Genomic DNA, 12,205 nt, shown 5'->3' with positions numbered 1-12,205 from the left:
TTGTTAAATTAGCACATTAATTTTATCAAAAATAATTTTTGAAAACATTATTTCCAATAACATTTAAATTAGTTTTTATATTGTACCACAAAATGCAATTTCTGTTATTTCTGTCTAATAATGAAACTAATTAGAGATGCAGTTTTATATAAAATCATCAATTAAATTTAATAAAAATATATGCGATAAATAATACTAAAAATTTCTAAAAATTAATTATATAAATGTACAAAATTAAAGCAGTTTGATGGTGCGAAATATTGCTTATTTTCGGTTTTGTTTAAAAAATAAATAAAGTAAAATAATGATACATTAAGTTACAAAACGTTTTAACTTGATGTTTAAATTTATTTCGAAATAAAATCAAACAAAAAAGGAAACAAGATGAAAAAAACTTTATTTGATAGTAAAAATTATTTAGATAAAGTGCATGCTTGATGACGTGCTGCTAACTATCTTTCAGTTGGGCAAATGTTTTTAAGAAACAACCCTTTACTTAGAGAAGAGTTAAAAGCCGAAGATGTTAAGATGTACCCAATCGGTCACTGAGGAACAATCCCAGGACAAAACTTAATCTATGCTCACTTAAACCGTGTTATTAACAAATATGACTTAGAAATGTTCTACATTGAAGGTCCAGGACACGGTGGTCAAGTTATGATTTCTAACTCATACTTAGATGGAAGCTACACAGAATTATTCCCAGAAATCTCACAAGATGAAGAGGGATTAAAAAGAATGTTCAAGAGATTCTCATTCCCTGGTGGAACTGCATCTCACGCTGCTCCTGAAACACCTGGTTCAATTCACGAAGGTGGAGAGTTAGGATACGCATTATCACATGCAACAGGTGCTATTTTAGATAACCCACAAATCATTGCTGCTACAGTAATCGGTGATGGAGAAGCTGAAACAGGACCACTTACAGCAGGATGATTCTCATCATCATTCATTAACCCAGTTAATGATGGAGCTGTATTACCAATCATCCACATCAATGGTGGAAAAATTGCAAACCCAACAATCTTAGCTAGAAAATCAGATAAAGAAATCAGAGATATGTTAGCTGGATTTGGATGAGAAGCTATCTTTGTTGAAGCTGATGTTTTTGACCAAAGAGGAATTCACAAACCAATGGCAAAAGCATTTGACAAAGCTATTGAAAAAATCCAAAAGATTCAAGCAAAAGCAAGACAAAAATCAGCTGAAGAAGCTACAAGACCTATTTGACCAGCTCTTGTTGTTAGAACACCAAAAGGTTGAACAGGGCCTCACACATACAATGGTTTAACATATGAAGGAAGTTTTAGATCACACCAAGTTCCACTTCCTGTTACATCAGAAAAACCAGCTACATTAGACTTATTAAAAGAATGATTAACTTCATATCATCCAGAAGAATTATTTGATGAAAATGCTAAATTCAAAGCTGAATATGCTGAAATTGCTCCTAAAGGTGCAAAAAGAATGGCAATGCACCCTATTACAAATGGTGGTGTAAACCCTAGAGCATTAAACTTACCAGACTGAACACAATTTGCATTAGACATCAAAAAACCTGGTTCAGTTCAAGACCAAGATATGGTTAACGCTGGAAAATGATTTGCTGAAGTAATCAAAATGAACCCAGATAACTTCCGTGTATTCGGACCAGATGAAACTAAATCTAACAGACTTTACGATGTTCTTAAAGTTACAAACAGACAATGATTAGAAAGAGTAAATCCTGAATTAGATGAAGCTATCGGACCAGTTGGAAGAGTTATCGATTCACAATTATCAGAACACCAAGCTGAAGGATTCTTAGAAGGATACGTATTAACAGGTCGTCACGGAATGTTTGCTTCATACGAATCATTCTTAAGAGTTGTTGACTCAATGCTTACACAACACATGAAATGAGTTGCTAAAGCAAGAAAAGTTCACTGAAGAAAAGATTACCCATCTCTTAACGTTATCGCTACATCAACAGCGTTCCAACAAGACCACAACGGTTACACACACCAAGATCCAGGTATTTTAGGTCACTTAGCTGACAAAAAACCTGAATTAATTCGTGAATACTTACCAGCTGACTCTAACACATTATTAGCTGTATTAGACAAAGCTTACAGAGAAAGAGATGTAATTAACCTTATCGTTGCTTCTAAACAACCAAGAGACCAATTCTACAATGTAGAAGAAGCTAAAGAATTAGTTGAAAAAGGTCTTAAAGTTATTGATTGAGCTTCTACAACAAAACCAGGTGAAGAACCAGACTTAGTTGTTGTTGCATCAGGTACAGAACCAAACTTAGAAGCATTAGCATCATTAGAATACATCAACAAAGCATTCCCTTCACTTAAAATTAGATTCGTTAACGTAGTTGATTTATTAAAATTACGTCACCCAAGCATTGACCCACGTGGATTATCAGATGCTGAATTCAACGCAATCTTTACAAAGAACAAACCAGTTGTATTCGCATTCCACGGATACGAAGGTCTTATTAGAGATATCTTCTTCTCACGTCAAAACCACAACTTATTTGTTCACGGTTACAGAGAAAACGGAGACATCACAACATCATTTGACATTAGACAAATGAGCCACATGGATAGATTCCACATCTCAATCACAGCTGCTAAAGCAGTTTACGGTGATAAAGCAGCTGACTTCGTAAAACAAATGGAAGAAAAAGTTGCATACCACAACAGATACATTAAAGAAGTTGGAATTGACATTGACGAAGTTAGATTCTGAAAATGATCAGGTCTTAAAAAATAAGACAAACACTTTATAAGTGTTAAAAGATAATCAAAAACACCTTAGTAATTCAAACTAGGGTGTTTTCATTTTGCTTTTTTAATTAACTATTTTCTAAACCTACTAAAATACCTCTATTAACAAATGGTTTTCTACCTTCAAGACTATCAATAAGGTCTGGATAATCGATAAATGGGTTTCTTAATCCACCTTGGTATCTAGCTGTTTCGTTGTTTCTATCAATATCAAATTGTGAAATTGAATCTGTTGAAACTCAGTTTTTGTATGTTTGATAGTAATGGTCTTTAATATATGGTTTAGTGTTTGAGAATATTGAATTTGATTTTTGATTTAAGTTTCTATTTCTATATGTAACTGTAAAGTATAGATATGCTCTAGCAATATCTCCTTTGAATGCATCTATTGGTTCAAATGTTGTTTCACCAATTGAGTTTCTTCCTAATTTTCCACCATTTCTTGATGTTTTAGCTGTATCATTTACATTGTCGTGAGGGAAATTACCTCTGTTTGCATTAACTTTAATATCTGTAGGTCAAACGTGGTGCGCGTCTGAAACCATTGGTGATTCTTTGTTGAATCAAGATTGTGGAATTAAGTGTTCCTTGTTTGTCCCTTCCCCTTCATCTCTTGCAGATGATCTTTTTCCTCATTGAAAATCATGGAATGTATATGGATCTCTTCCGTTTGGATTTTCTGAATAAATATCTAACAATGTATTATCTTTTTCAAAATATTTATCTTTAAATGCATTATATTGATCATAGAATGTTCCTAAAGCACCATATGAGCGAACTCCTCCAAAGTGACTGTTTTGAATCGTTAATAATGCATCATATAACTCATCACCCATTTTACCATCAGCTTGTGCATAGTAATTATTACTTGCATCATATCTTAAACCATTAGCGGTAACTGGTTGAGTTGGTTGTGAAGGTTCTGGATTTGGATTTGATGGTGTTTCACCATTTCCTGATGATGGTGGAGTTGATGGATTATCACTTCCATTAACTGATTCTTCTATAGATGACTCCTCAACAATGTTAAGTTTTACAACAGATGTGTATAAATTGTCATTTGAGTAGTCAAATGTCTTATCTTCATTTCTAACTGTTAATTTATATTTAACTGTTAGTGTTTGTGTTTGTGCATTATATTCGTAATTTAAGAAACTATTTGGATATTTCTTATTTTTGTATGTAAATTCTTTTTCTACATCATTTACTAATTGGAACTCATCGTTTTCAAATTCTGATTTGAATTTAAGAAATGCTGGTCCTTTTTTCTTATCTAATCCAACTGTTCTGTCTGTGTACATATAAGCAATATTTTCATGAGCATTTAACTTAGCTAAAACTTGTGTTTTTAAGTCTCCTGAAAGTGGTAATGAAACTAAAATATTGTTATATAAAGTTGTTATATCCTTTTCAACTGGTTGAACCGCGTTACCTGAAAAATCAAGTGTAAATATTGAAGTATACACACTGCTTCCAACTGCAATATAACCATCAGCTGGTCGTGTAGCTTTATAACTAATTACAACTGTGTTTGTTTGTGCATCAAATGAATCAACATCTATTAATTTGTTGTTTGTAATTTCTTCATTAGTGATTTCGTTTCCTGCAAATGCCTTATTAATAAGTTTAAACTCTTGAAAAATACCGTCTTCATTTAACAACGCAACAAATGTATTATTCGTATCATTCAAACGAAGTGTGTCATCAGCAGCATTGAAGACAAGTTTTGCATTTTGTGCACTTAATCCTGAAACAATTGCTTGCTTGTTTTCTTCTGTTAAAGACATTGGGTTAGTAACTATGTTTGAAGCATCAGGCATTTCATATTCATTTATTGGTTGTCCTGGATTTGGTTCAGGGTTTGGATTTGAAACAGGTGGAGTTATTGGATCTGTAACCGGTTCCTTAGGTTCTGGTGTTGGTTTTTTATCAATTGGATTTGATGGTTCTGGATTTTTTTGTGAACATTGAGTTGATAATACTGATGTAGATGTAACGAATAGTGATAATACTAATAATGGTTTTAAAAACTTTTTCATACCCTTACTATTATCACTTTTTTAAAAAAGTGATAGAAAATAGCCTTAATTTTCACAAAATGTGAAAAAAATAAGCCATTTCGGCTTATTTGATTAATTCTTTTGTGTAGTTGAAACAAGCACTCCTAAGTTTGTGAATGGTTTAGGGTTTGATCCAACTAAGTTTTCTAATAAGTTAGGGTAGTCAATGAATGGGTTTCTTAATCCACCTTCAAATGCAGCAATTTTATTATTTCTCGCAACGTCAAATGGAGAAACTGGATCAGTTGCTGTTCAGTTTGCAAAAGTATTAAAGTAGTGTTCTTTAATGTAAGGTGCTGTTCTTGTGAAGATTGATTGAGATGTAGCTGCTAAGTTTCTGTCATTGTAAGTTACAGTGAAGTAAAGGTATGATCTAGCAATGTCACCTTTGAATTCATTGATTGGTTCAAATGATGTCATACCAATTGAGTTTGTCCCTAATTTTCCACCGTTCATTGATATTCAACTAGCAGAAGCATTTGCAACTAAATCGTGAGGATAGTTACTTCTTACTCCGTTTACTTTAATATCTGTTGGATAAATGTGGTGAACGTCTGAAACCATTGGTGATTCTTTACTGAATCAAGATTGAGGAATAACGTGTTCTCTGTTCATTCCATGGCTCTCACCAGAAGCATTATTACTTGTTGGGTAAGATCTGTATGTGTATGGATCTGTACCTGTTGGGTTTTCAGAATAAATATCTAACATTGTGTTATCTTTTTCAAAGTAAATATCTCTGAATGGTGAGTTGCTTGATTGGTAGAATCCTGGAATATCTCAATATCCTCTAACACCTGATAAATGTGCTTTTTGAATCTTTAATAATGCAGCATATAATTCTGCACCGCTTTTTCCGTTAGCTGATGCATAGTAATTATTACTTGAATCATAGTTGTATGAGTAGTTTGAATTTACTGGTGTAATAGTTATATTTGAACTTCCTGTGTTTCCACCTGTTGTTGGTGGAGTTGTTGTAGTTTGTGCTTCCTTAAAGAAAACAGTAAATTTTGATGTGAATGTTTTAGTTGAAAATTCATATCCACTATTATCAGCAGTTCCTGTGTTAATTGCAGCTTTGTATGTTAAAGTTAATTCATTTGTACTTGCATTAAATTGGAAGTTAATATCACCATTTGGTCTATCTGTACTTTTGTATGTGAAAATTGGTTCTTCAAAGTTAGCTGGATGGAATTTAGCATTAATAGCTTCTTCAAACAATGCCCCAACAGCTGGTCCTGTTTTTCTGTTTAAACCAATTTCATTTGTATTTCTCATGAAGTATAAGAATTTGTTATTTCCATCTTTTAAATAAGTTAAGATTTGATCTTTTGAAGTAGCAGGAATTTCGATAGGTTTAAACACATTGCTTGCATTTTCTAATGAAACTTCAGCTGGTGCAGCAGGAATAACCGGTTTTGGTGTAACAATTTCTTTTCTTGTATTATCATCTGTTTTATTACATGAAAGTGAAACCATCGGTAAAATAGCACTAGCTGCTAAACTTGATGTTAAAAATAATTTTTTAAAAATTTTCTTCATTTTTCCTCCTTAAAATAAGGTTAAAAATTTCTATTATTTTAGTTGTATTATGTATCAATATAATTTAAAAATTATATTACTTATAATTTTATACAAATAAAAAATAAAAATATGGAAAATTTATTCCATATTTTGTGAAAAATTTACTTGTCTAAAAATTGGGATAAATACTTTGCAAGTCCAGATTGATTGCATGGGAATTCAGTAATTTCATCAGCAATTTTCTTTAGTTCAGGAACTGAATTTTGCATTGCAATCAATGTTCCAACTTTACCTTTTGTAGTTGAATCATTCATTGAATCACCAATGTGCATAGCATCTTCAGGATCAATTCCTTTAAGTTTGCAATATGCAACTTCAGCTTCACCTTTTGATGAACCAATCTTAGTAATTTCTAAGGTTTTATTTTTTTCTCCAACAAATGCTATTTCAAACATGTCTCCATATTTTTCTTTTCATCTTTTAGCAAATTTAGCAGCCTTTCTAGCTGATAAACTAGATAAAAGAGCCTTGTGTATAGGATAATCGTTTTTAAAGTCTTTGTATGGTTTTGCATTTGTAATTCATCTGAATTTCTTAGAAAAGTTTTTGTAAATTTTATTTACAAATTTAATAATGTAATATAAGTAGTTTTTTACATATACGTGTCTTGAATCAATCGTTACAAAAGCAAATTTTTTAGAGATTAAATCAAATAATAACTGTGCTTTTTCAGGTTCAATTATTTCCTCTGAAATAATTTTTCCATTCTCAACTGTAACAGCTCCATTTCAAGCTATATATGTAATTTCTCCTGTTAAACCTTTAACAATATCAGAAGTTTTTGCACTTAAACCACGACCAGTTGCAACTACAACTGGAATTTGTTTATTTAACTCTGTAAGTGTTTTTTTAGTAAATTCTGTTGCACTACGCATTCAGAATTTTTCTTCCGGTCCATCTAATGTGGTTCCATCTAGATCGATAAAAATAATTTTAGGTTTCTGCATTAATCTCCTATTTAACAATGTCAACTAAGTTTTTCATTAATGCAACTACAGTCATAGGTCCAACTCCACCAGGAACTGGTGTAATTGCAGCTACTTTATCTTTAACATCTTCAAAGTCAACATCACCTGATAATTCTGCTGAAAGTTTGTCATCCAAGTTAGTTCCAACATCGATAACAATAGCTCCTTCTTTAACATTGTGAGCTTTAATGTATTTTGCAACACCTATTGCAACGATTAAGATGTCTGCATTTTCAATACCCTTAATTCCTGTTTCTTCATTATATGTAGAAACGTTAGCATTTTTTCTTTTAATAATGTGTGCAAGAGGTTTTCCTACAACATGTGATCTTCCAACAACACATACTCTTTTGTTTTCTACATCAATTCCATAGTGTTCCATTAATTCTAAAACACCACGTGCTGTAGCTGGAATAAAGTGTTTGTCAGCTGTATCGTTATATAATCTGAATTCATTTTTTGTTGTAAGTCCATCAATGTCTTTATCGTATGGAACTGCATCTAAAATAACTTGAGTTGGTAAATGAGAAGGTAATGGCAACTGAACAATGATTCCATCGAATTTTTCATTGATTCTGTCCATTTTCTTAAGTAATCTGTCTTGAGAAATATCCTCATCAAACTTGAATAATTCAGCTTCAATCCCTAAATCTTCAGCTACTCTTAATTTGTGAGCTATGTATTTGTTTGAAGCAGCATTATCTCCTACTTGGATAATTGCCATTCTTAATTTTCTTTCTAAATCAAGATCAATTATCTCTTGTTTCAATTTAGCTAATTCTTGTTTAGCTAACTCTTTACCGCTTAATATTTGCATGATAATTCCTCCTCATATTTTTTAAGTTCATCTGTATATTTTTCTAATTTTGCTTTTTCAACAGCAACTTTATCAGCAGGAGCTTTTGAAACGAATCTTTCATTGTTTAAAAGTTGCTCTGCTCTAGCTATTTCTGCTTTAACAAAATTAATTTTTTCTAAAAGGAGCTCTTTATTTCTTTGTTTTGTTTCATCTGATTGTTTTATGAATAAAACATTGTCATTTAGCGCTATTAAGTAATCGTTATTATCTTCGTATAAAGCAAATACCATTTTGTTAATTGTCTCAATAGCAACTTGTGGAACATCGTTTTTAAGTGAATAAATAAGAAGTTCTTTTTTAGAAATTTGATTATTTTCACGATATTTTCTAAGTTCAGTTACAACTTCAATAACTGTGTTTATATAATCGGTTGAATGATCATCTTCAAATGTAGGTCATAATTGTTCTAATAATTCTGCATCAAAGATTTCTGAATATAACCTGTCTGTTATGAATGGCAAGAATGGATGAAGCACAATTAAAGTTTTTCTTAAGACTTCAAGAGCTGATTTTTTAGAATATGAACTCTTTAAGAATTCAACGTATCATCCACTAAGGTCTGTGAAAATGAATTTGTAGATTTCTGAACCAATAATTGAAAACTCATAGTTATCAATAAGTGAATCGATCTTAACTGATAAGTTTTTAAGTTGATTTAATATTCACTTATCTGCATCAGTAGCTTCATTGTTATTATCTTCTAGTTCATTAATGTATCTAGTAATGTTTCATAACTTGTTATTAACTCTTCAAGCAGCTTCAACTTTATCGTCTGAGAATTTAATATCTAAACCTGGTGTTGTATTTGTGATTAAGAATCATCTTAAAGCATCTGAACCATATTTATCAACCATATCCATAGGGTCAACACCATTGTTTAATGATTTAGACATTTTTCTACCTTGTGCATCTCTAATAAGGCCGTGAAGTAGTAATCTATCAAATGGTTTTTGACCTGTAAATTCAAGTCCAAAGAAGTACATTCTAGCTACTCAGAAGAAAATAATGTCATAACCTGTAACTAAAAGAGATGTTGGATAATATCTTTTTAGTTTTTCATCATTTTGAGGTCATCCTAAGAACACAAATGGAGCAAGTCCTGATGAGAATCAAGTATCTAGAACATCTGGATCTTGAACTCACCCTTCACCTGGTGAATCAACTTGAACTTTCATATTACCATCTTGGTCATATCAAGCAGGAATTCTGTGTCCTCATCAAAGTTGTCTAGAAATTGTTCAATCATAAACATTTTCCATTCATTGACGCATAGTTAATTCAAAACGTTTTGGATAGAACTTAACAGCTTCTGAAGAATCTAAATCTTTTAAGATTAAATCTCTGAAGTGTTCCATTTTAACAAATCATTGTGGTAGCACTAAAATTTCAACTGGTGTTTTAGATCTATCTGAAATACCAACATTTGAAATTGTTGTTTCAACTTTTTGAATATAACCATTATCTTGTAAGAATTGTGCAATCTTATCTCTTGCTACAAATCTTTCTAAACCGTGGAATTCAGGTAATGCAGGATAGTTAATTAAACCATCTTTTGAAATTGTTTCGTTGATTTCAAGATTGTGTTTTTTTATAATATCAACATCAACTTCAGCGTGTGCACTAAGTTTCATTAATCCTGAACCAAAGTCAATATCAACATATTCATCAGGGATGATTGGTAATTCTTTTTTAGTAATTGGGTGAATTACAACTTTTCCTTCTAAATCTTTGTATCTTGAGTCATTTGGATTAAAAACAACAGCAACGTCGCTTAATAAAGTTTCTGTTCTAACAGTAGCAATTGTCAACACATCGTTTGAACCCTTAATTGGATAATTGATGTAGTATATTTTTTGCTCTGTAGGTTCATTATTAACTTCAATGTTTGATAAAGCAGTTTGTAACTTAACATCTCAGTTAATTGCTTTAACACCTTTGTAAATGAAACCTTTGTTGTATAAGTTAATGAAAACTTTTGAAACAGCTTCATTAGCTTCTGCATCAAGTGTGAATCTTTCAGCTGAATAATCAAGTGCTAGACCAATTTTTGATCATTGTTGTCTAAATAAGTTTGCATATTCAGCTTTTCATTCTCAAATCTTATCAACAAAAGCTTCTCTGCCTAAATCGTGACGAGTTTGACCTGTTGATTGGAATAAAACATCCTCAACTTTTGATTGTGTAGCAATTCCGGCGTGATCCATACCTGGAACTCACATAACATCAAAACCATTAAGTTTCTTATATCTTATAATTGTGTCAGGTATGTAAACATCAAGTGCATGACCTAAATGTAGCTTACCAGTCACATTTGGTGGTGGTAACAAAATAGTAAAAGGTTTTTTGTCTAAATCATGAGTTTGAAAATATTTCTTAGCTTGTCATTTTTTATCAATGTCTTTTTCAACTAGAGTGTGATTATATATTTTGTCCATTAATACCTCCTTTAAATAATTTCAAGGTATTTTTACTTAAAAAAATATCTATATAAATAATTATTAAAATTATAATAAATTTTGCTAAAATTCCTTGCCCCTTTTACTGGTAGCACATAAGTGAAAAAATAAAATGTTTATAAAACAATATAGTAAAATTTAATTGTATGAAGATAATTAGCACAAATAAAAAAGCTCATCACAACTATGAAATTATTGATAAATATGAAGCAGGAATTGAATTACTTGGTTGAGAAGTAAAATCAGCTAGAGCTAATTCAATTGACATTTCAAATGCCTTTTGTTCTATTTACAAAGGTGAAATGTATCTTAAGGAAGCTTACTTCAAGCAATATATGCACGTAAAAGCAGATGAGTTTAGAGATAGAAAATTACTTCTTCACAAAAATGAGATTCGTAAGATTAAATTTGCTACAGAATCACAAAGTCTTACTATCATACCTTTAAAAATGTACTTTAATTCTTCATCAAGAATTAAAGTAGAAATAGCTTTAGCTAAGGGTCTTAAAAAATATGATAAAAGACAACAAATCATTAAAGACGAAGTTAATAAAAAACTCAATAAGCTAATTAATTCATATAAATAATCATTATGGGGATATAATGGTTTCGACATACTTTGGGGTGTTGTTGTTGCAGTAGTGTGGTAGACTATAATTACTTCTAGACTTTCTTAAATGGAAACGCTAAAAAAGAAAACAAAGTTTCAAACTTTGCGATGTTCTCAATGAACAACTTAAACCCAGTTTTTGCTTAATTAAATGCAATCTGGTGACTTTAATGTAGCTCCTTTCTATATTAAAGTTGGTCTTAAGAGGATAGCATTAGCTTTGGCAAACTGATGTGAAATTTAGCCAAACTGTTTAATATTTTTCGAATACTTTATCATTAAAACAGTTATAAAAAGTATTCTAAACTGTAGATGCAGCAACATGCTCAATTTGTGGACAGGGGTTCGATTCCCCTTATCTCCACCATTAGCCGCTTTAGTTCTAGTGGTAAAACAGTTGACTCGTAACCAACCATCATGAGTTCGATTCTCATAAGCGGCACCATTAGATTAATATATTTAAACATCATGACTATCGAAGTTGTGATTTTTTTAATGTCTTTTTTAAAACAATCACTAAGTACCTACCTTTTTCAGAATTTACTTACATTTTTTTAGAATAATGATAGATAGCAAAGTTATCTACTGTAATTATTAAAAAGAATGTATGAAAATAACTAAAATATTGATTCCATTTGGTGTAATATCATCTATTTTGTTGCTGCAACAATTTCAGTATCTCGTGGTTAAAGATACCAACAGGTCGTAAAAGAGTTCAATGAGCGCGACATTTTTAGCTATTTGCTTGATTTTGTTTACATCCCTTCTCTTGTATAAATTGCATTGTTTGAATAGTTTATATATTTTGCAAAAAATTAAAATTTAGCAGTTATTTTAATGAAATTTTAATGTTTTAATAAAGAAGGCTAAAAACAAAAAAACACCTTA

General features: G+C 31.1%; 7 protein-coding genes, 1 tRNA gene and 1 other RNA gene. 4 read left to right on the top strand and 5 right to left on the bottom strand.

Translation table 4 applies throughout. From position 1 onward, the window contains the following. The first annotated feature begins 384 nt into the window (after window positions 1-384). Window positions 385-2,766 (top strand): phosphoketolase family protein, encoded by a 2,382-nt coding sequence (locus ACMZI9_RS00630; protein ID WP_323176669.1) that lies wholly within the window; start codon window positions 385-387, stop codon window positions 2,764-2,766. Between the two features lie 82 nt (window positions 2,767-2,848). Here the strand turns inward: ACMZI9_RS00630 and ACMZI9_RS00625 are convergent, their stop codons facing one another. From ACMZI9_RS00625 to ACMZI9_RS00605, 5 genes are all read right to left on the bottom strand, one after another. Next, complete coding sequence (locus tag ACMZI9_RS00625; protein WP_323176670.1) at window positions 2,849-4,819, bottom strand: endonuclease; 1,971 nt, start codon at window positions 4,817-4,819, stop codon at window positions 2,849-2,851. Window positions 4,820-4,912: 93 nt separating this feature from the next. Next, window positions 4,913-6,382: an endonuclease gene (locus ACMZI9_RS00620; protein WP_323176671.1), complete on the bottom strand. Its 1,470-nt coding sequence runs from the start codon at window positions 6,380-6,382 to the stop codon at window positions 4,913-4,915. Between the two features lie 143 nt (window positions 6,383-6,525). Further along, a complete protein-coding gene (locus ACMZI9_RS00615; RefSeq protein ID WP_323176672.1) occupies window positions 6,526-7,371 on the bottom strand; it encodes an HAD-IIB family hydrolase in 846 nt (281 codons plus the stop codon). A 7-nt stretch (window positions 7,372-7,378) separates the two neighbouring features. Further along, window positions 7,379-8,209: a bifunctional 5,10-methylenetetrahydrofolate dehydrogenase/5,10-methenyltetrahydrofolate cyclohydrolase gene (locus ACMZI9_RS00610; protein ID WP_257089337.1), complete on the bottom strand. Its 831-nt coding sequence runs from the start codon at window positions 8,207-8,209 to the stop codon at window positions 7,379-7,381. Then, complete coding sequence (locus ACMZI9_RS00605; RefSeq protein ID WP_323176673.1) at window positions 8,197-10,686, bottom strand: valine--tRNA ligase; 2,490 nt, start codon at window positions 10,684-10,686, stop codon at window positions 8,197-8,199. Before ACMZI9_RS00605 ends, ACMZI9_RS00610 begins: the two co-directional genes overlap by 13 nt. Before the next feature lie 167 nt (window positions 10,687-10,853). On the opposite strand from ACMZI9_RS00605, the gene smpB reads away from it, so the two are divergent. The 3 genes from smpB (at window position 10,854) to ACMZI9_RS00590 (ending at window position 11,762) form a co-directional block, all read left to right on the top strand. Continuing rightward, window positions 10,854-11,294, top strand: coding sequence for an SsrA-binding protein (gene smpB, locus ACMZI9_RS00600; RefSeq protein WP_323176674.1), 441 nt, complete (start codon window positions 10,854-10,856; stop codon window positions 11,292-11,294). 7 nt (window positions 11,295-11,301) lie between these two features. Then, window positions 11,302-11,684, top strand: a transfer-messenger RNA (tmRNA) gene (ssrA, locus tag ACMZI9_RS00595). A gap of 3 nt (window positions 11,685-11,687) precedes the next feature. Continuing rightward, window positions 11,688-11,762 (top strand) — tRNA-Thr (locus ACMZI9_RS00590). Window positions 11,763-12,205: the final 443 nt, after the last annotated feature.

The organism is Mycoplasma sp. 4079 (assembly GCF_047785185.1).
Classification (GTDB): domain Bacteria; phylum Bacillota_I; class Bacilli_A; order Mycoplasmatales; family Metamycoplasmataceae; genus Mycoplasmopsis.
This window is presented reverse-complemented; position numbering and strand designations above follow the sequence as displayed.